Here is a 24987-nt window from a genome sequence, read left to right as displayed (position 1 = left end):
AGTACACTTAATAGCTTTTGGCGCGTCCCGCAATTGAAAATAATCCGGCTACCGTGCGGCGTGGAATACGAGTTTGAATATCAAGTGCGGCTGTACGGAATGTACCTAGGCAGGAATGGCACAGCCTTCCTGCATAAATGGAGGATTGGCAGGACTCGCAAGGATAATCAAGCTGGTTGTATGTGGAGGGAAACTTGCCTGCTCTTACCCAGTCTGTAAGCAATTTCATAGGTGTCCCGGTTGCATTACTAAGTTGACGGGTGTGCGTAGCAGGGTGCTTCCACAAATAGTTGGAGCAGCGGTCAAAGAAAACATTTTCTTCTTGGATACAAGCATTGCACAGGTTTCTAAGATTCTGACGGAAAACCGAACCGCATTTTGGGCAATTAGAAGTATGTATCTCCATAGAAACCAGTCCTTTGTATCAAAATGTAGTAAATTTTTTAAAAAATATTAGTTACATATTACTATGACTTTATACCTATATCAATCTTTATTTATCAGTGGCTGACCCTTAAGTGTATGCAAAACTCTTTATTGACATGACCTTATTACTTATGTATTATTACTTACATAAAGTTACTTATTGAAAAAAATAAACCGATGAATGATAAGGGAATTTTATATGACACCAGCTTTATTTTTGGCCCACGGGTCACCGATGCTTGCTATTGAACAGACCGACTATACTGCTTTTTTAGAGAGATTAGGGAAGAATATTCGACCCAAGGCTATTGTTATTTTCACTGCCCATTGGGAGACGCAGGCACTGACAATCAGCTCGACGGATGACGTATATGATACAATTTATGACTTTGGCGGATTCCCGCCGGAGCTGTATGCGGTGAAGTATCCTGCACATGGTTCGGTGGAACTGGCAAATAAGCTGAAAGAATTATACGAACAAAAGGGCATTGAAGTACAAACAGACCAAGTAAGAGGCCTGGATCATGGGGCCTGGACACTATTGCATCGTATGTATCCTGAGGCGGACGTCCCGGTCGTTCAAATTTCTGTAAATCCGTATCTCTCGCCCAAGGCACAATATGCCATTGGTGAAGTACTGCGCAGGCTCGGAGAACAGGATATTCTGGTCATTGGCAGTGGTGTAACTGTCCATAACCTGCGTATCGTCAAATGGGGAGAAACGAAAACAGAGCCTTGGGCCATTGATTTTGATGACTGGGTTATAGACAAGGTACAAAATGGGGATATAGAAGCTTTGGATCGTTATGAAAGTGAAGCACCGTATGCCCATCAAGCGGTACCAAGAGCAGAGCATTTTGTGCCTTTGTTTATTGCAATGGGGAGTGGAAATCCAGCGAACAAGGCCAAGGTCATCCACAGAAGCTATGAGATGGGTAATCTAAGTTACCTGTGCTTTCAGTTCTAAAGGTAGGATGGATCATGGAGGCACATCGCTAGTTGCTTTTTGGGGAGAATAGGAAATAAAATAAGGGAGTGTTTTATAGCCAAAATGGCATAGAACACTCCCGTTTGCATTAGAAAAGATTAATTAAATCCGGCAAATCTCACGTGGACACAATTCACAGTGACACACGCCTTGCAGCATTTCCAAATCCTTGACAACAATCATACCGTTATCATATTCAACTGCATTTTTCTTACGCAGGTCGCTTAGCATCCGGTTTACACTTTCCCGGGTAGCACCGATCATATTGGAAAGGTCAGTATGCGTAATTTTTTTATGAATCAGGATATAATCACCGTGAGGCTCACCATAGGTGTTGCATAATCGAATAAGTGTTGAGCAAAGAGCTCCAGGCTTACCGTACATCATCAGATCGCGGAACTTGGTCTGAGTAATGCGGTGATGCGACCCCATCCATTTCATAAAGTCAATAGCAAAATCACAATGCTGACAAATGAGCAGCTCCAGGTCTGTATGATCAATTACACCAATATCGCTGTCTTCCAGAACCTCAGCAGAAAAGGAATGCTTAGTGCCGAAAAATGGATCAGCTTGACCCACTAGATCGCCACTTTGGTACATATATAGAATAAGTTCCTTACCCTCATCCGTTGTTTTCGTTACTTTCACGCGTCCGCGTTTGATATAAAACAGCTTATCCGCTGCATCTCCTTCCCAGAACAGATGCGAACTTTCTGGCATAACTCGATCTTTCATCATCACTTGCAGCCGGTTGAAGCTGGCCTCCGAGAAGCAACAGGTGTTACCGCGAGCTTCCATTACGTTAGTAGGGTTTCTCATCGTCCATTTCCCCTTTGGTTCCTATGTTTTTTATCTGCAACTTGATCAATTCAAATTCATTATATACCTGCGCTATGAGTTTTTGGGGCAAGAAGAGGGGGTAAAAGTGGCAGAATTTCAAACTTTGTGATTTAATTCACTTCATCAAATAAAATTTTAAATAGATTGTGAAAAAAATCACAAAATATCTTGGAAAGCTGTGTTACGATCAGTGCGTGAACAAGAGATATACACGAGATAACAGGAGGATGAGGGAAATGGCTGTTAAAAACGAGGTTATCCAAAAAGAGCAAAGCGCAGAGCAGTATATTCAAACGTTGATTGACCGGGCGAACCGGGCACAGCAAGCTTTTATGAGTATGAATCAGGAACAGATTGATGAAATCGTACAAGCAATGGCACTCGCAGGGATGGATAAACATATGCATCTGGCGAAGCTGGCTGTTGAAGAAACAGGACGCGGTGTGTATGAGGACAAAATTACCAAAAACATGTTTGCAACAGAATATGTCTATCACAGCATTAAAAATGAAAAAACCGTCGGTGTCATTGAAGATAATGATTTTGACAGTTTTCAAAAGATAGCTGAGCCAGTCGGCATCATTATGGGGATCACTCCAGTGACAAACCCGACTTCGACTACCATGTTCAAAGCGTTGATTGCCATTAAAACACGTAACCCAATCATTTTCGGTTTCCACCCATCCGCTCAATCGTGTAGTGCGGAAGCAGCTCGTGTCTTGCTTGAAGCAGCCGTTAAACATGGGGCTCCGGCTGATTGCATTCAATGGATTGAAGCTCCTTCGATGGATAAGACAAATTCACTTATGAATCACCCTGATGTGGCGCTGATTCTGGCAACTGGTGGATCGGGCATGGTTAAGGCGGCATATAGCTGCGGTAAACCTGCTCTGGGCGTAGGTCCTGGTAACGTGCCTTGCTTCATTGAAAAGACAGCGGACATCAAGCAGGCTGTGAACGATCTGATCCTCTCCAAATCTTTTGATAACGGTATGATCTGTGCTTCCGAGCAAGCGGTTATTATCGAAGAGCCAATCTTCGAGCAAGTGAAAAAATTGATGATCGCTAACGGTTGCTATTTTGTAAATAAAGAAGAAGCAGCTAAGCTCACCCAAGGAGCTATGAATGTAGAAAAATGTGCAGTGAACCCGGCTATCGTCGGACAGTCCGCTGTAAAAATTGCTGAAATGAGCGGTATCACCGTACCTGCAGGAACCAAAATTTTGGTCGCTGAAATTGAAGGGGTGGGAACAAAATTCCCATTGTCCGCGGAAAAACTGAGTCCCGTATTGGCTTGTTATAAAGTTAAAAATGCTGAACAAGGTATTCAACGCGCTGCTGAAGTCGTGGAATTCGGGGGTATGGGCCACTCGTCCGCTATTCACTCGAACGATGAGGACGTTATCGCCCGCTTCGCAAACCGTTTGCAAACAGGCCGTATCATTGTAAATGCACCTTCCACGCATGGTGCGATTGGTGACCTCTACAACACCAACCTTCCATCGTTGACGCTCGGTTGCGGTTCCTACGGACGTAACTCAACTTCGTCGAACGTATCGGCAGTCAATTTGATTAACGTGAAAAGGGTGGCGAAGCGGACGGTGAGTATGCAATGGTTCAAAGTACCTTCCAAAATTTATTTTGAAAAAAATTCGACTCAATATCTTGCTAAAATGCCTGATATCACACGTGTAGCCATTGTCACGGACCCTATGATGGTGAAACTCGGCTATGTGGATCGTGTCATTCATTATTTGCACCAACGCCAAACACCAGTAGCTATTGAAGTTTTCTCTGAAGTAGAGCCAGATCCATCGACAGTTACGGTAGAACGTGGTACTGAAATGATGAGACGTTTCCAACCGGATTGTATTATCGCACTGGGCGGCGGCTCCCCAATGGATGCAGCTAAGGGCATGTGGCTGTTCTATGAATATCCAGATACAGATTTCAATAACCTGAAACAAAAATTCATGGATATTCGCAAACGGATTTACAAATACCCACGTCTGGGCCAAAAAGCACAATTTGTAGCTATTCCTACAACTTCGGGTACAGGTTCGGAAGTTACTTCTTTCGCGGTAATTACAGACAAAAACCTGGGCAACACCAAGTACCCGCTGGCTGACTATGAGCTGACTCCTGATGTGGCAATTATTGACCCTGTGTTTGTATATTCGTTACCTAAAACAGCTGTAGCGGATACAGGTATGGATGTTTTGACACACGCCATTGAGGCCTATGTGTCCGTAATGGCAAATGACTACACAGACGGTCTGGCCATTAAAGCCATTCAACTGGTGTTCCAGTATCTGGAGCAGTCGGCTCTGACCGGCGATAAGCTGGCTCGCGAAAAAATGCATAATGCTTCCACTCTCGCAGGGATGGCGTTTGCTAATGCATTCTTAGGCATTAACCACAGTCTTGCGCACAAATGGGGCGGACAGTACCATACAGCGCATGGTCGTACAAATGCCATCTTGATGCCGCACGTCATTCGCTACAATGCAAAAAAACCGACAAAATTCGCTTCGTTCCCTAAATATTCGCATTTTGTTGCGGATGAGCGTTATGCAGAGATTGCTCGTATATTGGGATTGCCTGCTCGCACCACTGAAGAAGGGGTTAACAGTCTGATCGAAGCAATTCGCAAGATGAACAAAACACTCGGCATTGAGGAATCGTTCCAGCAACTCGGTTTCGATCCGAAGGATTTTGAAGCACGTGTAGACTATTTGGCAGACCGCGCCTTTGAGGATCAATGTACAACTGCGAATCCGAAATTGCCGCTGGTTAGTGAATTGGCTGATGTATACCGCAATGCCTTCTACGGACGTTTTGACCAATAATATATAGGTACGAAGAGGCTTGTAACAAAGCATTTTCCCGTTCAATACTAATGCAGGCTCTCTATAATAGAGGGCCTGTTGGTTTCGGAAGGGAGGTGAGCGGCAAGGCTAAAGATATAGGCGTGAAGCTAGGGAAAATAAAGTGACAAAAATCACTGGTATTGTGATTTTTGTCACATACTACACCCTGTCATTATTCTACAATAAGGGTGTAAGAAAGGTCCCGACACTGAGCGTAAGGCATCGGTGAAAAGGCCGGGCTCAAGAGATTGATTTATAGTGAAAAAAATCACAAGTCCGGAAGACCAAACAATTGGAGGGATTTACATGTCGGTGATTGAGAGAGATTTACAAGAGCAACAATCTGGCTGGAGAGGTTTTAAAAAAGGAAAATGGACTAAGGAAGTCAACGTCAACGATTTTATTCAAACTAATATTTCACCTTATGTTGGCAATGAAGAATTTCTGGTTGGTCCTACCGCTAATACTACTGCACTGTGGGATATCGTATCCGATCTTACTAAAAAAGAGTTGGCAAACGGCGGCGTACTCGATGTAGATGTAAATACGCCATCTACTATTACTTCACATAAACCGGGTTATTTGGACCGGGATAAAGAACAAATTGTTGGTGTGCAAACTGATGCACCATTCAAGCGTTCCTTGCAACCTTTCGGTGGAATTCGGATGATGATTGATGCATGTAAAGCCTATGGCTTTGAAGTGCCTGAAAGTATTATTGATATCTTTACGCATATCCGTAAAACACACAACCAAGGTGTGTTTGATGCTTACACAGATGAGATGAGAACAGCTCGTAAAGCTGGTATTATTACTGGCTTGCCAGATGCATACGGCCGCGGTCGTATTATTGGTGACTACCGTCGTGTAGCTCTGTATGGAGCAGACTTCTTGATCCAAGATAAAAAGCTTCAATTAAAGAGCCTCGAAGTTGACTCTATGGAAGAGGACGTAATTCGTCTTCGTGAAGAAATTTCCGAACAAATTCGTGCTTTGAATGAATTGAAACAAATGGCTGCTGAACATGGATTTGATATTTCAAAACCAGCCAACAATGCGAAAGAAGCTTTCCAATGGGTATATTTTGGCTATCTCGCAGCGATTAAAGAACAAAATGGTGCAGCAATGTCCCTGGGACGTGTATCTTCATTCCTTGATATTTATACTCAACGTGATCTTGAAGAAAACGCGCTGACAGAAGAACAAGCTCAAGAACTGGTCGATCATTTTGTTATGAAACTGCGTATTGTTAAATTCCTGCGCACACCTGACTACAATGAACTGTTCAGTGGAGACCCAACATGGGTAACAGAATCTATTGGTGGTATGTCTGTCACTGGAGAAACTCGTGTTACCAAAAACAGCTTCCGCTTCTTGCACACTTTGTACAATTTGGGACCTGCTCCAGAGCCTAACTTGACTGTACTGTGGTCAGAACAACTGCCTGAAGGCTTCAAAAAATATTGTGCAAAAGTTTCTATTGAAACCAGCTCCATTCAATATGAAAATGACGATCTGATGCGTCCAATCTATGGCGATGATTATGGTATTGCTTGTTGTGTATCCGCTATGAAAATCGGTAAACAAATGCAATTCTTTGGTGCTCGTGCCAACTTGGCTAAAGCCCTGTTGTACGCAATTAACGGTGGTAAGGATGAAAAATCCGGCGTTCAAGTAGGGCCTGAATTCCCAGCCATTACAAGTGAAGTACTGGAATATGAAGAAGTGTTGAGCCGCTTCAAACCTATGATGGAATGGCTGGCAAAACTGTATATGAACACACTGAATGTGATTCATTACATGCATGATAAATACAGCTACGAACGCATTGAAATGGCGCTGCATGACCGTGATATTCTTCGTACCATGGCTTGTGGTATTGCGGGTCTCTCAGTTGCTACTGACTCCCTCAGCGCTATTAAATTTGCAAAAGTAAAACCAATCCGTAACGAAAAAGGGATTGCTGTTGATTTTGAAATCGAAGGCGAATACCCTTGCTACGGTAACAATGATGATCGTGTAGATACTATCGCAGTTGAACTGGTAGAGACCTTCATGGGTATGATTCGCAAGCACAAAGCTTACCGGAACGCGGTGCCTACTCAATCTGTCCTGACCATTACTTCTAACGTGGTGTACGGTAAGAAAACAGGTACAACACCGGATGGACGTAAGGCAGGCGAACCGTTTGCGCCAGGCGCGAACCCAATGCATGGCCGTGACAAAAAAGGTGCTTTGGCATCTCTGAGTTCTGTAGCCAAGCTGCCTTATGAACACAGTTTGGACGGTATTTCGAATACCTTCTCCATTGTGCCTAAAGCACTGGGTAAAGAAGAAGAAACACGCAAAACGAACCTCGTTTCGATGATGGACGGCTACTTCGGAAGCCATGCGCATCATTTGAACGTCAATGTATTTGCTCGTGAGCAACTGCTGGATGCAATGGAACACCCAGAAAATTATCCACAGCTTACGATTCGTGTATCGGGCTATGCTGTTAACTTCATCAAGCTGACTCGTGAACAACAGCTGGATGTTATTAACCGTACATTCCACGGTACAATGTAATTAGGCTTCACCTATCATATATTACAACGTCGCACGCATAGCGGATGCGGGAAGGATGATGCAACATGTTGAAAGGTCACATACACTCATTGGAAACCTTCGGGACCGTCGATGGTCCCGGCATCCGCTTCGTGCTTTTTATGCAAGGATGCTTGTTAAAATGTCAGTATTGCCATAACCCGGACACTTGGGCTCTAAATGAAGGTAATCCGATGACACTGGAGGAGGTATTGGCTGAAATAGAACCGTATTTAGCTTACTACCGGTCTTCAGGGGGCGGATTGACCGTATCCGGTGGAGAACCGACATTGCAAGCTCATTTTGTAGCAGAGCTGTTCAAGGAAGTGAAGCGTCGCTGGAATTTGCATACGACGCTGGACAGTAACGGCTTTAATGACGCAGGCCGTATCCAAGATCTGCTGAATGTAACAGACTTGGTGCTACTGGATATTAAGCATATTGACAATGACAAACATATTAAGCTAACAGGCAAGTCCAATGATCGTATGCTGAGTACAGCGCGCTGGTTGTCTGAGCAAGGGCGCAAAATGTGGATTAGACACGTATTTGTACCGGGTATTCATGATGACGAGCAAGATCTATTAAATTTGGGTCGGTTTATTGGAACGCTGAACGGAGTCGAAAAGTTCGAGATTCTGCCTTATCACCAGATGGGTGTATACAAATGGGAAATGCTCGGCAAGGCGTACCCGCTGGAAGGGGTTCCGTCTCCTACTGAAGAAGAGGTTCAACGTGCTTATCGACTCATTGAAGAGGGCCGTCTGGAGACCGCAGAGAAAAATACGGTTTGTCGTCCGTCATAATAAAGATGGCTTAAAAGCCACTTTCTATTTATGAAGCCGCCGCCACATCAGATTAGATGGGTGGCGGTTTTTTGCTATTAAATTTTTAGAATTCGTAGGAGGAAGTTCCCTTTTTTTCATGTTCAGCAAAATTCCCAGCAACTTTTTGGTAACCATCGCGTCTAATAGTATGACTTTTTACGGGAATGATAATAATTTGGGATAGAAGGAGACAGACAATGAATTTCAAGAAGTGGACCATGCTCACCGCACTGGCGGTAGCTCAGGTGGCCGCAGTAGCCCCTGTAGGAGCAGAAGCAGCAACAACAACCGTTCAATCTACCGATTCGGTAAGCGGACAGCAGGCTCTGGCCAATGTCGCAAAATCCGGCGTTCAGAATAGCATCGGAGGTCAAGATAGCACGCAAACATCAAGCGACACGACAACATCTGGTAACACAGGCGTGACCAATGATCCATTGTCTGGTTTGCCTACGGATGCAACCAACGGGTCGAACGTATCCAGTGATGTATACGGTGGGGACGGAACGATCACCAATCCAGGTGGCTCTCCTACATCCATGGGTGCAAATCAATTGATTCTGTATTTGAACAGCGCAAAAATGGAACAAAACGGACAGGTATACATGGCGACTCAGCCCATGACTGTAAAGGACGGCGTTTCCTATGTAGCTATCCGTTCACTTGTCAGCCGCGTCGGATTACAGTTTAGTTATGACACTGTTACCAAAGAAACTGTAATCACCCAGGGGACAAACGTGCTGCGTTTCAAGACTGACAGCAAGGTTTACACCGTTAACGGCGAAGCTAGACAAATGAAAGGTCCGGCTTTCCAACAAAAGAACGTGTTTATGGTTCCATTGACCTCTATTACACAGGCCTTAAATATTCCTTATACTGTGAATAATACGACTAAACAGGTTATTATGGATTTGAATCAAAAACCTAAAGCTTCCTTCACGGTTCAGCAAAAAGATATCTACGCGGGTGAAACCCAAGTTACGTATTTGACGAAGGAATCTTCTCCTACAGGTCTTCCGATTGTGAATCAACGTTGGGAAGGCAAGCAGGACGTATTTCAGGAGCCAGGTACATATGTAGTTACCTATTCCGTTCTTGACTCCGCAGGGAACTGGAGTGATCCATATTCGGTTACGATTACGGTAAGACCACCGAATCAGCCGCCAGTGGCTCTGTTTACAACAGACAAAAAAGAATACAAGATGGGTGAAAAAATCACGATTACGGATCTGAGTACAGATGATGAAAATGCGATCACCAAGCGTGATTGGGTGAACAAGAAACTGGCGTTTTTCGAGCCAGGTGACGTGACTATCACGCTGACCGTAACTGACAAGCATGGTGCAACAGGTACGGTAAGCCAAACGATTAAAATTACAAATGAATTGCTATACAAGGAAGATGATTTCAACAAAATCTTCACTCCTTATGGCGATAAATATAGTGTAGATGGCAGTCAGGTGCCTACAATGGCTACTATTCCAGTGGCCAGTACGTCAGCCCCGCGTCTTCTGATCCGTGCTAACAGTCCGGAACGAGTATTCCAGGATGGCATCGTGTATCAGGAAACAGGATCAGGCAGTACGCGTATACTTGTCCATCATGTGAATGAAACGGGCAGAGATGTAAAGATGTACGTTATTGCAACCAACAATAATATTACGGCTGCCAATCTGAACGTCGAAAATTCCGGTTTTGCTGGACCTTCTGAGTTTGCAACGGCTGCAGGTAAAACTTCGATTCAGCGTTACTTTCAATCCATGCAGGATGGAAGCAAACGTTCCAGCACAGTTCTGAATCCGGGCGAAAGCCGCGTTATTTTACAGGATTTGAATGCGCAAAAAATTAAGCAAAAACAGGTCATTTCTCTCTTATCTGACTTGTATACGGATCAACCTATTCAATACACGGTTGTTGTGTTAGATGCAAATGTAGATCCGTTGACTGCGCTGCCTACTTTGGCAAAACTGCCTAAGGACGGCATTCATAACCGTGGAACGTATGCGAATTCGGATGTTACGCTTCAATATACGGAAGAGGTTGGTAAAACAGCTCAGCGTATTGTTCTTGGCGATAATAAAGTAGACCCGAACCTGCTTGGCACAGACGGTCTGGACGGCTCTTCTGCTTCCAATGCCGGTAACTTTGGTGTTGTATACAAAGTTAAACTGGATCATGTAGCGCCGTATTCCCTGATTGCTTTCAATCCACGCGGTGGCGAATATGCCGGCTATGCGATGGTAAACAATCAGGTTGTGGGGATCCCAACGAATGGCTCCATACAGGCTCCGAATGAAATGAGTGTGCTGTATCGTACGGGTCATATTGAGGAAAGTGTAGAGATGTATTTCACTGCAGCGGCAGGAAGTAACCTGCCAGTTTCCGTAGTCGTTATGCCATTGCCAGCTATTAAAAACTAATATGAAATAACCGGTGCTGTTCACCGGCTAAGACCACTTGAGTCTCATCATTCACCGTTTAAAAGTCAGATATCACTTGCAGAATATAGACGTTCTCCTGCTGCGGATCGTTTGCAGTCATGGAGGGCGTCTTTTTCTTGTTTGCAGGTGTGAATACCTCTTATAATATTGACTTTAATCGTGGTATAATAAATAGATGCAAGCCTAAGCCTGCATCAGAAAGCCTGAAACTACAGACAGGGGAGGGTGAAACGCATGCTGACAAAGGATGAAATCATCTCAACAATGTCCGCTCAGGGGCTGCGTATTACAGATCAGCGCAAGACGCTGGCCACGTTATTTTCCGAGAATGAAGGGTATTTGTCTCCCAAAGACGTTTATGAATATATGGGTAAAAAATATAGTGGACTCAGCTTTGATACGGTTTATCGTAATCTGCGTGTAATGCAGGAGTTGGGTGTACTTGAGCAGGTATCTTTTGAGGATGGAATGAAGTTCAAGGTAAGCTGTAATGAGCACCATCATCACCATCATATGATTTGCTTGAGCTGTCAAAAAACTTTACCGATTTCTTTTTGCCCAATGCAGATGACGGATACAACGGATCAGTTCCAAATCGTTGAGCACAAATTTGAAATTTTTGGTTATTGCAAAGATTGCCAACAAAAAAACGGGCATAATAAGAGTAATTCTGATGGAGGATTCAGCCAGACGAGCAGTCACACTCACAGCCACGGGGGCTATTAAAGTGAAAATCACCATACGCAGAGTGGTTCAGGCTCCGATTAAGTTTTATCGTTCCTATATTTCACCATTAAAGCCGGCTACCTGCCGGTTTTATCCAACATGCTCGGCGTACGCGTTGGAGGCGGTAGAGGTGCATGGTGCGCTTAAAGGTTCATGGCTAGCCGCCAAGCGTATAGCCAAGTGCCATCCCTTTCATCCGGGCGGGGTAGATTTGGTTCCACCTGTCCAAAAACGGTTGGATAAATCCGGTGAAGACCGGTTGGTTGACCGTGATGATAAGGTGTTGGGAAGGGGCTGACTTGACATCGCTGCGTGGATTTGGTTATATTTTGGTTAATATTGTTTTCCTGTGAAGGGATGAGTAAGGTAAGAATCCAGTACAGAGAGCCGGAGTTAGCTGCAAACCGGTCTGGAGTGAAGCCTGAATATGGTCCTAGAGGAACCTTTTTCAAGCGCATTTGCCACCGTTTTTAGTACAGCGAGGGGCAATCGTAAGGGAAAGGCGTGATCCAGCGTTAATGGGCGGTCAGATGTGACCGGTGAAGCCTGTAGTCTGCGAGGATACAGGGAATTTGGGTGGTAACGCGTGAGGTGACTCTCGTCCCATAGGGGCGGGGGTCTTTTTTGTGCCAATTTGTGTCGAAATCATGAATTGGAGTACCCATCATGGCAACAGGCCTGAAATGGATGCCATGAATAAAACAGGAGGAATACACATGTCCAATGAGAACACGTTTTATATTACAACACCAATCTATTATCCCAGTGACAAGCTCCATATAGGTCATGCCTACACGACAGTAGCGGGTGATGCGATGGCTCGCTACAAGCGGCTGCGGGGCTATGAGGTTCGTTATTTGACAGGAACGGATGAGCATGGTCAGAAGATTGAGCAAAAGGCGAGCGCGGCCGGTAAAACACCGCAAGGTTTCGTTGATGATATCGTGGCAGGTATTCAAGATCTGTGGCGTAAGCTCGACATTTCCAATGACGATTTTATCCGCACCACAGAAGAACGTCACAAAACAGTTGTACAGGACATTTTTGACCGTTTGCTGAAGCAAGGCGATATTTACAAGGGAGAATACGAGGGCTGGTACAGCATTCCTGACGAGACTTACTACACTGAAACTCAACTGGTTGACGTAGTGAAGGACGCTGATGGAAATGTGGCTGGAGGAAAAAGTCCGGATAGTGGACACCCAGTAGAGTTGGTCAAGGAAGAATGCTATTTTTTCCGTATGAGCAAGTATGCTGATCGGTTGCTGAAATTTTATGAGGAGAACCCGCAGTTTATCCAGCCGGAATCCCGTAAAAAAGAGATGATTAATAACTTTATCAAGCCAGGTCTGGAGGATCTGGCAGTGTCCCGCACAACCTTTGACTGGGGCATTAAGGTGAAGGGTGATCCGAAGCATGTCGTATACGTGTGGATTGACGCGCTTTCGAATTATATTACAGCCTTGGGGTATGGCTCTGCTAATACTGAGCTGTACGATAAATTTTGGCCTGCAAATGTACACATCGTAGGAAAAGAGATTGTACGCTTCCACACGATATATTGGCCGATCATGCTGATGGCACTGGATCTTCCGTTGCCCAAAAAGGTATTTGCACATGGCTGGCTGCTCATGAAAGACGGTAAAATGTCGAAATCCAAAGGCAATGTCGTAGACCCGGTAACGTTGATTGATCGTTATGGTCTGGATCAGCTCCGGTATTACCTGCTGCGCGAGGTGCCTTTCGGAGCAGACGGAACCTTCACACCTGAAAGCTTTGTTGATCGGGTGAATTCAGATCTGGCAAATGATCTGGGCAATTTGTTGAATCGTACCGTAGCAATGGTTGACAAATATTTTCATGGGAAGGTTCCAGCCTATGAAGCGAATGTAACAGCATTCGACGGAGCTTTGGAAGAGATGGCAACATCGACTTACAGTAAAGTAGAAGAAGCGATGGAAAACATGGAGTTTTCCGTGGCATTGACAGCGATTAGCCAATTTATTAGCCGCAGCAACAAATATATTGACGAGACGCAACCATGGAATTTGGCTAAGGATGAGAACAAACGCCGCGAATTGGCATCCGTCATGGTGCATTTGGTAGAAAGCTTGCGTATCGCTTCCATCTTGCTGCAACCGTTCTTGACGCAAGCTCCCTATAAAATTTGGGAACAGCTCGGTATTAGCGAGGGTGAGCTGACTACATGGGATAGTGGCAAGCAGTATGGGCGTATCCCAGAAGGAACCCAGCTGGTCAAAGGCAATCCGATTTTCCCGCGTCTGGACTCGGAGCAGGAGGTTGCTTTCATTGTGGAAGCCATGACGGGAGGCAAGAAGCCGGAGGAAGCTACAACTCAAGTTCAGCCACAAAATACGACTGAGGCAGGCCAGGAGGCTCCAGAGGCGAAGGAAGAGATTGGCATTGAGGATTTTGCCAAGGTAGAACTGCGAGTCGCACAGGTCATTGCCTGTGAGCCTGTGAAGAAGGCTGACAAGCTATTGAGGCTCCAGCTTGATCTCGGTTATGAGCAGCGTCAGGTTGTATCGGGAATTGCCAAGTTTTACACACCGGAGGATATCATTGGACGCAAGGTAATCTGTGTGACCAACCTTAAGCCTGTAAAACTTCGGGGAGAGCTGTCGCAAGGTATGATTTTGGCAGCATCGTATGGTGATCAGCTTACGTTGGCCACTGTACCGGAAGGTATGCCGAATGGTGCAATTGTGAAGTAAAATTAACAGCGCAGGCCGGGCGGCTTTATGCCGAGGCCTGCGCTTTTTGGCTAGCATCATATTTTACTCCCTCCTCACGTATGTTGTAGTAAATAGGGCTTGTTTGACCGTGTTTACTTAAGACAGGTAGGAGGACATGAATATGACGGATGTTAACGCCGGATTGGCGATCATAGCCGGACTGGTTTCTTTTTTTTCACCGTGCTGTTTGCCACTGTATCCCTCTTATATATCGTATATGACGGGGATGTCGGCCCGTGAACTGGCTGAAGGACGGCATAAGGCAGAGGTGCGTTACCGTACAATGGGACACACGCTTGCTTTTGTAATGGGCTTTTCGGTTGTTTTCTATTCACTCGGTGCAAGCGTCGGACTGCTCGGAGAATGGTTTGGTAATTATGGGGATACGCTTAGAGTGTTGGCAGGGCTGCTAATTTTAATCATGGGTCTGATATCTCTTGGTGTGGTGCGTCCTTTGATCTTAATGAGGGAGCATAAACTTCGTTGGACATGGAAGCCTGCCGGTTATGCCGGTTCCTTTATGATCGGAATTGGGTTTGCGGCAGGCTGGTCTCCCTGTATCGGTCCCATGCTGACGGCTATTATCGCTTTGGCAGCAGTTGAGCATCATACCTGGTTCAAGCTGATTACAGGCTATGCGCTTGGATTTGCGATTCCTTTTTTTGCCTTGGCTTTACTGGCAGGCTCTGTTCGGCTATCCTCTCGTTATACCTCAATCATTATCAAAACAGGGGGCATACTGCTTGTTATCACGGGTATTTTGCTCGTGACCGATCATATGACGGATATAACGCTGTTTTTACAGCGTATTACCCCGGATTGGATGCTGATTATGTGAAATACTCAATACGGCTTAATGGGAAATGTTCAAAAATGCGCTCTGTGATAAACTCACGCAGTGCATTTTGCTGTTCATCCGGATAAACATATTTGTTTTGTCCCCAACGACCCCATTTTTTCTTACGCTTCTCCATGTCCATTTCGAGCTTGGTTTTCGGGTAACGTTTTTCAATAACAGCTTTGGATGTTTTGGTAAAGCGATGCTGAATTAATTCAAATGTCAAATCTGTAGTGGCATGCTGGGATAAAGTTTCTCCCAGTCTGCGCAGCAACTCACCATAGCCTTCTTCCCAGCCGTCATACCAGATGATAGGAGCAATAATGAAACCCAGTGGATAGCCTGCTTGAGCTACTTTACCCGCCGCTTCAATCCGTTCCTCAAAACGTGAAGTGGCAGGCTCAAACTGTTTAATAACATAATCGGAATTAATGCTAAAACGGATGCGGGTATGACCATTATGCTTTATATCCAGCAAAGGATCGACATGATGATATTTAGTAACAAAACGCAGTCGGCCGTATTCCTCATCTGCCATAAAACGAATCAAGTCCCCGAGTGATCCGGTGATATGCTCCAGACCAAGAGGATCAGAGGTACAAGCTGCTTCAAAACGGGTGATTTCAGGGACACGTTCTTCAATATAGGCTTTAGCTGCGTTCAGAATATCATCGGTGTTGACATACACGCGAATATACGGTTTTGCACCCAAAGTTGTTTGTAAATAACAGTAGTGACAGTGTCCCATGCAACCCGTCGAAATGGGGATAGCGTACTCGGCCGAAGGCTTGGACTGATCAAAGGTTAACGTTTTTCGAATACCGACGACCAGTGTTTTTTTGGCCATTCGGTACTTTTCAACTTCAGTTTCACCCGGTAAATTGGTAATCCGGTTGTGAGAGGTAGTCATCCGATACGGGATATCCTTGGCTTTTACCCAATCCATAATACGCTGGCCCTTGGGATAATTCAGTGCGTCTGGCTCAAAAAACACCAGATCAGGCAGGAACGGCCTGGTTTCTCTGCTTTGGACAGGAGTACGTTCAAGTGTAGACATGGATAACGCTCCTTTCCGAATAAAACTAAAGAATCATGCTCCATCTCAAGCTCATGTCGCAGGATAGACGATACAGGACAACATCACTAGTGTGCCCGGCTTAAATTGAACAAATCATGGCAATAGCTGTGAGCCAGGGTAGTAGGAGACTTGCCAATAGACAATGATAACATGTATCATTACATATGTAGGTTTAACGCAGGAAATGAAGGCGGTAGCGCCCGTTCAATTACAGAAAAGAGGGAAATAAGTGCCAACGCCAAGCATGGAAGACTATTTGGAGCGCATTTACCAGCTGATTGATGAGAAAGGGTACGCTCGTGTCTCGGATATCGCAGAGGGGCTGGAGGTTCATCCTTCGTCCGTTACCAAGATGATTCAGAAGCTGGATAAGGACGATTATCTTGTATATGAGAAATATCGGGGACTGATTTTAACGCCCAAAGGGAAAAAGGTTGGAAAAAGGTTAGTAGACCGTCACCAGCTATTGGAGCAGTTTCTGGATATGATTGGGGTTGACAAGGACCTGATTTATAAAGACGTGGAAGGTATTGAGCACCATTTGAGCTGGGATTCCATCACCCGCATTGAAACATTGGTCGAATATTTCCGTCGGGATGAGGATCGCTTGCGCCAGCTTCATGATATACACAAGGAATTGAGTGGGGATTCCTAAAAAGCATCTGTCCTTACGGACAATGCTTTTTTTTATTTGCAAAGGCCGCAACAAACGTCCGGTTATTAGCGTCTATCCATTATATAGCAGGACAAGATAGGGGTTAAAATTAACTGGGTTAGCGGAGGATTGTGGCAAAATGAATTGGAAGAAAATAGGGGTATCGGCTGCCGGCTTACTTTTGGCAGTACAGACGGCCATTATGCCCGGAATTCAAGCGGCTCCAAACGGAGATATTGAGATCATGTTGGACGGACAGTCTCTGCAAAGTGATGCGGCACCGTATATTGTACAGGGAGCCAATGTAACGATGGTTCCTTTGCGGGTGATTAGTGAGGGATTGGGTGCTCAGGTGAATTGGTTGGAATCATCCGGTACGGTAACGATTACAGCGAAGGACAAAAATATATCTATGGAGAACGGTGGACAGAGCGCAACCGTGAATGGTAAGTCTGTTCGATTGGACGCATCTGCCCGTATGACGAGTGGAAGAGTCATGGTTCCGCTGCGTTTTGTAGGGGAAGAATTGGGCTTAAAAGTAGACTGGCAGGCAACTAAGCGTATTATCACGTTGAGCAGTGGCAAAGAAGGTGTATCTACAAGTGGAGAGACTTCTGCGGGAAACAGCATTACTCCAGATACGTCTGCATCTGTCAATCAGGAAAGTGAAAGTAATAGCCAGGGTGCCAGCGATGATGGGCAGGTGATTCCTGCATCGCCGTCTACATCTACGACCGAGAACAGTTCAAGCTCTGCAAACGGAAATGTCGTTCAAGTGAAGGCTTCGACTTCCATGCGCGGAGCCTGGATTTCTACGATTAATGGAGATTGGCCTTCTTCAGCGGCCCGAGGTAGTGCTGATAAGCAAAAGCAGGAGTTTACTAAAATGCTTGATGATTTGCAGGGCATGGGCATTAATGCGGTGTTTGTTCAGGTTCGTGCCAGTGGGGATGCGCTCTATCCATCCAGTCTTGTTCCGTGGAGTAAATATTTGACGAACACGCAAGGTAAAAATCCGGGCTATGACCCTTTAAAATTTATGATCAGCGAATCGCATAAGCGGGGGATGGAATTTCATGCCTGGTTTAACCCGTTCCGCGCTAACTCTACGGGAACAACCAGCGGATTGGCTGAAAACCATGTAGCTAACCAGCATCCAGAGTGGATTGTTAAGAATGGCAGCCAGTTGTACATCAATCCGGGGATTCCTGCCGCACGTGAGCACGTCATTTCTGCGATTATGGAAGTAGTGAACGGATACGACATTGACGGCGTTCATTTAGACGATTATTTCTACCCTTACAGCGGAACTTTTGATGACGATGCGACCTTCAAAGCATATAACGCCAACAAAATTTCGAACAAGGGCGACTGGCGAAGAGATAATGTGAACAGTTTCGTGCAAGAGTTGGGCAAAACCATTCATGCAAGCAAATCGAAGGTTCAATTCGGAATTAGTCCTTTCGGGGTGTGGCGCAACAAGTCTCAGGACTTAACCGGTTCAGACACAAAGGCAGGCGTTACAGCATATGATACGACTTTTGCAGATGTACGGACCTGGATCAACAAAGGCTGGATTGATTATGTAGCTCCACAAATTTACTGGAGTATCGGGTTCCCGGCGGCGGGGTATGACAAGCTTGTCGCATGGTGGTCCAATGAGGTCAAAAATTCGGATGTTAAGTTGTATATTGGTCACTCCCCATATAAAATCGGCACCCCGGAAAAGGGCTGGCAAACTGCTCAAGAGCTCATTAAGCAGCTTGAACTGAACGAAAATTATAAGCAGGTCAAAGGGGATATTTACTTTAGTGCACAGCATTTGCGCAAAAATCCTTACGGACTCATTCAACTTCTTCAAAATTATTATCAAATGTGATAAAAATTGGTTCAAATAGGTTCTATATAGGCCTCTGTTCTCATACATAAGCAGTAGAACTGCTTACTCCCAAGAGAACGGAGGTTTTTTGATCTATGTTGATCAATGCTGTGTTCCAGGGTGGAGGGGTTAAGGGTATATCGCTGGCAGGTGCAGTTAAGGCTGCGGAGGAGCATGGAATAGTATTCAATCATGTAGCCGGTACATCATCAGGGGCTATTGTCGCTGCTTTATTGGCAGCTGGATACTCAGCAGATGAAATGAAAGCCGTGATAGAGAAAACCCCCTTGGTCAAGTTGTTGCGGCGTTCTCCGGTGTTTAACATTAAGTGGATTGGACCGGCTACTCGTATCTTTCTGAAAAAAGGGCTCTACTCTGGGGAAGCACTGGAGAACTGGGTGCGTGAGCTATTGCGGGCCAAGGGAGTGCGTACGTTCGCAGATTTGCCCCCTGGCAAGCTGCGTATTATTGCATCAGACATCACGAATGGTCGCATTTTGGTGCTGCCTGAGGATATCAAACGCTTTGGGATCAACCCCTCTTCGCTGGAGGTCTCCAAGGCCATTCGAATGAGCACAAGTATCCCTTATTTTTTTGATCCGGTGATGTTAAGACTTGATTCTGCACTTGCCAAGGGGAAAACCTTTTCCCAACAATTTGTTTTTGTTGTTGATGGAGCTTTGCTAAGCAATCTGCCTTTGTGGCTGTTTGATGAGCCTGTAAACGAACGTGAAGCAAAAACAATTCCAACGGTAGGATTTCAGATGGTGGGCAAAACGGGGACGGAAACCAAGGTTTCTTATATCCGGGGGCCATTGACAATGCTGCAGGCTATTTTTGACACGATGCTATCGGCACACGATGAACGATATATTGAGCAGGAGAACCGGTACCGGACAATCAAAATCCCAACGTTGGGTATCCGCACCGCGCAATTCAACATTTCTCCTGAACAGAGTGATTTGTTGTATGCTTCCGGTGTGCAGGCAGGGGAAGCCTTTTTCCACAAATGGAGCATCACATCCTATCAACAGCAGTACAGCAAGTATCAATTGATGAAAAATACAATGTATGCCATGAAATAGTCACTACCTAACAACTGAATTAGATTTAGAAGGAAAAAAAAGGAGCCTCTCCCCGGACATACTTTCATGCACACGGGGGTGGCTCCTTTAACTGCATCATAAATGATTTTTGCCTGACTAATGATACTTAGGCTGCTCCTCTTCATTTTTTCCCTTAGAACCTTCAATGACATGAAAAGGGTACGCCTTGCGCTTGCTCGGAGTCTGCTGCTTGCGTGAATTGGCTGTCTTGGCCATCGTACGCGCAGAGGGCTTAATTTTGGGAGCACTGCTTCGTCGTCCTGGCAAGTATTTGTATAGCAGAAAAATAACTGTAAAAACAAGCACGGGAATCAGTAAGCTCATGAGAAAGCCCAAGTTTCCTTTCCATACCATATCCACAATTCCATATGCACCTAAAGCAAGGGTAAGCCAGAAAATAACCGCATGTCTGTTCATCATTTACTCATCCTTTCACAGGATCAAGAACCGGGCTGTTGAAGGTTTCCTTTGCAGGTTCATTTTCCAACTCAGCATCCAATTCAAGCATACGCTTGAAAGAAGCAATGGATACCTCTACTTGATCATCGGTCGGTTCTTTGGTAGTCAGCAGTTGCAGCCACAGGCCGGGGTAGCCCAAATAGCGAAGTACCGGAATTTCCCGCATGGCATTGGTCAGCTTGAGAAATTCAAAAGAAAGGCCCAATACAATCGGAAGCAGCAGAAGCCGTTGTCCCATACGCTCCCACAGATTATCATACGTAAACAGGGAATAGACGAGTATCCCGATAATCACAGTAAGCATAATAAAGCTGCTTCCGCAACGGTAATGCAGTCGGCTATATTTTTGCACGTTGGCCGGGGTTAATTCTTCTCCTGCTTCAAATGCAGTAATTACTTTATGCTCTGCACCATGATATTGAAACAGACGTTTGATCAATGGAGTTTGGGAAATACCCCATAAATAGGCCAGCAGCAAAATCAGCTTAATCGCTCCTTCAGCGAGGTTATGCAATATTTGCTCGTGAAATAAATTTTTAAACAGGAAGTCTTCTACAACAACCGGAACGAGGGTTAATACAATTTTACCGAACAAAAAGGATAAAATGCCGACTGCCGCCACACCAATGATCATACTAAGACTCCAGCGGGATTCTTCTTTTTTCTTTTGTTCCGCACGTTCTTCTGGGTCGAGCTCATCATCTGCATAGGCATCGGCTGAATAATTCAAATGCTTGGTACCCTTGGCGCTGGAATCAATGATACTTACGATTCCCCGCAGCAAGGGTATTTTACGAAATTTGGATACCCAGGATAGTTCCTTGCGCGGTACTTCCAGATATGTGATTTCGCCGGTTTTGCGGCGAACTGCCGTGACATTGACACGCTTGCCGCCGAACATGACACCTTCAATAACTGCCTGACCACCATAACTTACAGGCTTGGATGCTTGTGACAACCGTCTCACCTCTCTTTACACGTGCTTTTTTGTATATTGTATCGAATTTGGGAGGGAATATCTAGTTGCGGCAAATGGATAGGTGGAATATAGAGCGCTCCAAGCTCGGATCATCCTTCCGATAGCTGTTATTCCCAGATTTTTTTGGATTGAATAAAAGATGTAGAGGTTAAAATCCGTGAATAAAGGCGAACGCTAGCGCTTCTTCAGGACGATTCCGAGCTTTCCGCTGCTACCCGCCTCTCGATTTGTTTTGAGTGGGGGAGTAAAATCGTGTTTTAAACCTTTATGAGAAGCATGTTCGAGGCAACAGCGATCGGAAGAATGATCCGTTCGCGTAGCGGCCACAACGAGCGCAGTACAAGTCATCACCAATTCTCCACCACACCAGCCCACCATGTAACAAGAACTCACCACGTTTTAGTGTTAAACCCACTCCTTTGGAGCATACTACCTAGCAAATTAGGAATACATGAATTCAACGGAAATGAAGCCTTTTCCATTTCACAACAAGTATTTTTTAGTGGAAATAAGCATTGCATCATGAAAGGGGAACAAAAGATATGAGTGAAACTTACTCCGTACCTAAGGTGGGGCATGGTCAGGAGCAGTCCCGTGAATCACACGACCAACGCGATCATAACAATAACAGCAATAGGGACAGACAACAGTCAGGTAAAATACATACACCACTCATTCCCTTTGCACTTGAGCTCGCCTTTTTTGCAGGTTTGCTCTGGGGATTGATACGATGGCTGTTTTATGCGTTGCACTTTACGGTGGTAGCGCCCGGTTTTCTGGCAGAGCCGTTTTTCAAGCATTCGTTCATGAAAACAACAGCGGGGCATCTGGTAGGCTTGCTGTTTTTTATCGCATTATCCGTTATAGCGTCATTAATATACACACTGATGTTTCGCCGATTTAAGGGACCTATGCCTGGCATTGTCTACGGTCTGGTCTGGTGGGTTATTTTATTTGTATTAACGGGTCCCAAGCTTGGGATGATGAATCCTCCTAATCGGCTAACATGGAATTCTATATATACGGAAGTTTGCGTGTTTTTGCTGTGGGGGTTGTTTATTGGCTACACGGTTGCTGTGGAGTATACGGATGAAAGAATGCGCGAGCCTGAGAAAGCCGGGGACTGAACGTAACAAAAACTTCTCAAGCACCTATCCCCTGTGTTAAAATAGCATTTGGTTATTTGACAGAGGGGAGCGGAATGAAAGATGAAGAATGACCGGGTGTTAAAGCTGCGGCAGGCGCTGAGTGAGCATGATCTGCGTGCTATGCTGATTACTAGCCCTGTCAACCGCCGATATTTGACAGGCTTCACAGGTTCGGCCGGATATGTGCTGATTACGGAATCCCATAGCTACCTGCTAACCGACTTTCGTTATATGACGCAGGCGACCGAACAAGCTAAAGGGTTTACGGTGGTGCAGCACGCTGCGCAGGTCATGGAAACAGTGAAAGAGCTGCTGTCCTCCCATCAGATCAGTGAAACAGGCTTCGAGCAAGACGATGTATCTGTTGCTACGCATAAAGCTTACAGCGAAAACTTGTCGCCTCTTACTCTGGTTCCGGTGTCAGGTATTGTGGAGAAGTTGCGAGTGTACAAGGATGCAGAAGAGCTGGAAGTGATGCAGCGGGCAGCGGATTTGGCAGACGCCACATTTGCACATATTTTACCTTACATCAAACCGGGTGTCAGCGAGCGTGAGCTGGATCTGGAAATGGAATTTTTTATGCGCAAGCAAGGAGCTACGTCTTCTTCATTTGACACGATTGTGGCATCCGGGGTTCGTTCCGCATTGCCTCATGGGGTAGCCAGTGCCAAGTTGGTACAAGCAGGCGAGCTGATTACGTTTGACTTTGGCGCATTACTGGATGGCTACTGTTCCGATCTGACTCGTACAGTAGCTACACAAGGGGATTTGGCGCCGCAGCTGCGTGAAATCTATGATATTGTGCTCAAAGCGCAGCTTCACGCACTAGAACATATTAAGCCTGGCATGACGGGCCGTGAAGCGGATGCGCTGACCCGCGATATCATTGCAAGTCATGGCTATGGAGACAATTTCGGACATAGTACAGGCCATGGTCTGGGTATGGAAGTTCATGAATCCACACGTCTGTCGAAGGCCAGTGATGATATTCTGGAGCCGGGCATGGTTGTAACGGTCGAGCCAGGTATTTATGTACCAGGATTGGGCGGCGTGCGAATTGAGGATGATATCGTTATTACAGATAACGGCATCAAAGTATTAACACATTCAAGCAAAGAATTTACAGTCGTTTAATAACGATAACAGTCCTGTAGGAGGGGTATTTTAGTGATTAATGTTAATGATTTCAAAACAGGTTTGACCGTCGAGGTAGACGGAGATATCTTTACGGTGCTGGACTTCCAACACGTAAAACCGGGTAAAGGTGCAGCGTTCGTACGCTCCAAGCTGAAAAACTTGCGTAACGGCAACACCGTTGAACGTACATTCCGTGCGGGTGAGACGATTGGTCGTGCCCAAATCGAAAATCGTGGCGTATCTTACCTCTATGCAAGTGCAGATGATCATACATTCATGGACAACGAAACTTACGATCAGTTCACATTGTCTAGCGATCAGCTGAAATGGGAACTTAATTTCCTAAAAGAAAATATGAATGTAAATATTGTCAGCTATAACGGAGAAATTCTGGGGATTAACCTGCCTACAAGCGTTGAGCTTAAGGTAGTTGAAACCGAACCAGGTATTAAAGGTAATACGGCTACAGGTGCTACTAAAAATGCCAAACTGGAAACAGGTCTGAATGTTCAGGTTCCTTTGTTCATTAACCAAGATGACATATTGTTAATTGATACTCGTGACGGCAAATACATGTCTCGCGCATAATTTTCCCAGTTTTTAGAATCCTCTGTCCTAGTTAAGGGCAGGGGATATTTTTATAAGGACTTATGATTAAAAAACATTGGCTCCACATAGCACTTTCGTATTATACTGTACTAAAGTTTATGCCGCAGGATGTCACGTTCGAGTCGGTTGTGCCATCTCAAGGTTACATACTGTTGAGTCTGAGGGAGTGAATATCGTTGTCTTTGTATGTCATGAAATTCGGAGGCAGTTCCGTCGGTGATACGGAACGCATGAAACGCGTGGCAAAACGCGTTGTTGAGAAACAGAGTGAAGGGCATCAATGTGTAGTGGTCGTTTCCGCAATGGGAGACACGACAGACGAACTAATTGACCAGGCCAAATTGCTGAATGAGCAGTTGCCCGCACGTGAGTTGGATATGCTGATGACGACAGGCGAGCAAATTTCGATTGCTTTGTTGTCAATGGCCATTCAGCAGTTGGGTCACGAAGCGGTATCATTTACGGGATGGCAAGCTGGCTTCCGTACTGAATCTGACTTTGGTCGGGCAAGGATTACGGACATTCAGCCCCAGCGTGTGCTGGATGCACTGAGCAGCAACAAGATTGTCGTTGTAGCCGGTTTCCAGGGGATGTCTGCCGAGGGAGATATAACGACACTGGGACGTGGAGGTTCTGATA

At 45.4% G+C, this 24987-nt stretch carries 21 protein-coding genes and 1 other annotated feature; of the genes, 16 read left to right on the top strand and 5 right to left on the bottom strand.

Going from position 1 to position 24987, the window contains the following annotated elements:
- Window positions 1-7: 7 nt before the first annotated feature.
- Window positions 8-406 carry a hypothetical protein gene (locus L693_RS29580; protein ID WP_081752198.1) on the bottom strand — a complete coding sequence of 133 codons (399 nt, stop codon included), beginning with the start codon at window positions 404-406 and terminating at the stop codon, window positions 8-10.
- A gap of 219 nt (window positions 407-625) precedes the next feature.
- Between L693_RS29580 and L693_RS0123145 the strand changes: the two genes are divergently transcribed.
- The gene (locus L693_RS0123145) at window positions 626-1393 is read left to right on the top strand and encodes a DODA-type extradiol aromatic ring-opening family dioxygenase (protein ID WP_025720354.1); all 768 of its coding nucleotides are present in this window, start codon (window positions 626-628) and stop codon (window positions 1391-1393) included.
- 123 nt (window positions 1394-1516) lie between these two features.
- Here the strand turns inward: L693_RS0123145 and L693_RS0123140 are convergent, their stop codons facing one another.
- On the bottom strand, window positions 1517-2233 hold the full coding sequence (locus tag L693_RS0123140) for a Crp/Fnr family transcriptional regulator (RefSeq protein WP_025720353.1): 717 nt from the start codon (window positions 2231-2233) through the stop codon (window positions 1517-1519).
- A gap of 257 nt (window positions 2234-2490) precedes the next feature.
- Between L693_RS0123140 and adhE the strand changes: the two genes are divergently transcribed.
- The 8 genes from adhE (at window position 2491) to L693_RS0123095 (ending at window position 15298) form a co-directional block, all read left to right on the top strand.
- Window positions 2491-5103 carry a bifunctional acetaldehyde-CoA/alcohol dehydrogenase gene (gene adhE / locus L693_RS0123135; protein ID WP_025720352.1) on the top strand — a complete coding sequence of 871 codons (2613 nt, stop codon included), beginning with the start codon at window positions 2491-2493 and terminating at the stop codon, window positions 5101-5103.
- Between the two features lie 327 nt (window positions 5104-5430).
- Complete coding sequence (pflB, locus tag L693_RS0123125; RefSeq protein WP_025720350.1) at window positions 5431-7692, top strand: formate C-acetyltransferase; 2262 nt, start codon at window positions 5431-5433, stop codon at window positions 7690-7692.
- 65 nt (window positions 7693-7757) lie between these two features.
- Window positions 7758-8516 (top strand): pyruvate formate-lyase-activating protein, encoded by a 759-nt coding sequence (pflA, locus tag L693_RS0123120; RefSeq protein WP_025720348.1) that lies wholly within the window; start codon window positions 7758-7760, stop codon window positions 8514-8516.
- A gap of 218 nt (window positions 8517-8734) precedes the next feature.
- On the top strand, window positions 8735-10957 hold the full coding sequence (locus L693_RS0123115; RefSeq protein ID WP_025720346.1) for a copper amine oxidase N-terminal domain-containing protein: 2223 nt from the start codon (window positions 8735-8737) through the stop codon (window positions 10955-10957).
- Between the two features lie 255 nt (window positions 10958-11212).
- On the top strand, window positions 11213-11704 hold the full coding sequence (locus L693_RS0123110; RefSeq protein WP_025720345.1) for a Fur family transcriptional regulator: 492 nt from the start codon (window positions 11213-11215) through the stop codon (window positions 11702-11704).
- Window position 11705: 1 nt separating this feature from the next.
- The gene (yidD, locus tag L693_RS0123105) at window positions 11706-12002 is read left to right on the top strand and encodes a membrane protein insertion efficiency factor YidD (RefSeq protein WP_025720343.1); all 297 of its coding nucleotides are present in this window, start codon (window positions 11706-11708) and stop codon (window positions 12000-12002) included.
- A 42-nt stretch (window positions 12003-12044) separates the two neighbouring features.
- Window positions 12045-12313, top strand: a binding site (T-box leader).
- A 107-nt stretch (window positions 12314-12420) separates the two neighbouring features.
- Window positions 12421-14439 (top strand): methionine--tRNA ligase, encoded by a 2019-nt coding sequence (gene metG / locus L693_RS0123100; RefSeq protein WP_025720341.1) that lies wholly within the window; start codon window positions 12421-12423, stop codon window positions 14437-14439.
- A 142-nt stretch (window positions 14440-14581) separates the two neighbouring features.
- Window positions 14582-15298, top strand: coding sequence for a cytochrome c biogenesis CcdA family protein (locus tag L693_RS0123095; protein ID WP_025720339.1), 717 nt, complete (start codon window positions 14582-14584; stop codon window positions 15296-15298).
- On the opposite strand, the gene splB is transcribed toward L693_RS0123095, so the two are convergent.
- Window positions 15291-16355 carry a spore photoproduct lyase gene (gene splB / locus L693_RS0123090; protein ID WP_025720337.1) on the bottom strand — a complete coding sequence of 355 codons (1065 nt, stop codon included), beginning with the start codon at window positions 16353-16355 and terminating at the stop codon, window positions 15291-15293. The two genes, L693_RS0123095 and splB, sit on opposite strands and share 8 nt — an antisense overlap.
- A 250-nt stretch (window positions 16356-16605) precedes the next feature.
- Here splB and mntR point away from each other — a divergent pair, with 250 nt between their 5' ends.
- The 3 genes from mntR (at window position 16606) to L693_RS0123075 (ending at window position 19995) form a co-directional block, all read left to right on the top strand.
- A complete protein-coding gene (gene mntR, locus L693_RS0123085) occupies window positions 16606-17031 on the top strand; it encodes a transcriptional regulator MntR (RefSeq protein WP_007430946.1) in 426 nt (141 codons plus the stop codon).
- Between the two features lie 139 nt (window positions 17032-17170).
- Window positions 17171-18910 (top strand): family 10 glycosylhydrolase, encoded by a 1740-nt coding sequence (locus L693_RS0123080; RefSeq protein WP_025720335.1) that lies wholly within the window; start codon window positions 17171-17173, stop codon window positions 18908-18910.
- A gap of 95 nt (window positions 18911-19005) precedes the next feature.
- Window positions 19006-19995, top strand: a complete 990-nt coding sequence (locus L693_RS0123075) for a patatin-like phospholipase family protein (protein WP_025720333.1) — start codon at window positions 19006-19008, stop codon at window positions 19993-19995.
- 117 nt (window positions 19996-20112) lie between these two features.
- Here L693_RS0123075 and L693_RS0123070 read toward each other — a convergent pair whose 3' ends face one another.
- Entirely contained in the window at window positions 20113-20433 is a 321-nt protein-coding gene (locus tag L693_RS0123070; RefSeq protein ID WP_025720331.1) for a hypothetical protein, read from the bottom strand.
- 7 nt (window positions 20434-20440) lie between these two features.
- Entirely contained in the window at window positions 20441-21433 is a 993-nt protein-coding gene (locus L693_RS0123065; RefSeq protein WP_025720330.1) for a DUF1385 domain-containing protein, read from the bottom strand.
- Window positions 21434-21996: 563 nt separating this feature from the next.
- Here L693_RS0123065 and L693_RS0123060 point away from each other — a divergent pair.
- From L693_RS0123060 to L693_RS0123045, 4 genes are all read left to right on the top strand, one after another.
- The gene (locus tag L693_RS0123060; RefSeq protein WP_025720328.1) at window positions 21997-22581 is read left to right on the top strand and encodes a YqhR family membrane protein; all 585 of its coding nucleotides are present in this window, start codon (window positions 21997-21999) and stop codon (window positions 22579-22581) included.
- Window positions 22582-22662: 81 nt separating this feature from the next.
- Complete coding sequence (locus L693_RS0123055) at window positions 22663-23736, top strand: M24 family metallopeptidase (RefSeq protein WP_025720326.1); 1074 nt, start codon at window positions 22663-22665, stop codon at window positions 23734-23736.
- 33 nt (window positions 23737-23769) lie between these two features.
- Window positions 23770-24327, top strand: a complete 558-nt coding sequence (gene efp / locus L693_RS0123050; RefSeq protein WP_007430939.1) for an elongation factor P — start codon at window positions 23770-23772, stop codon at window positions 24325-24327.
- Between the two features lie 197 nt (window positions 24328-24524).
- On the top strand, window positions 24525-24987 hold a 463-nt coding region (locus tag L693_RS0123045; protein WP_025720323.1), incomplete at its 3' end, for an amino acid kinase family protein.

Origin of the sequence: Paenibacillus sp. 1-18 (assembly GCF_000520755.1) — a bacterium.
In the GTDB taxonomy this organism is placed as follows: Bacteria; Bacillota; Bacilli; order Paenibacillales; family Paenibacillaceae; genus Paenibacillus; species Paenibacillus brasilensis.
The sequence above is the reverse complement of the archived record's forward strand: the minus strand, read 5'-3'. Positions and strand labels throughout refer to the sequence as shown.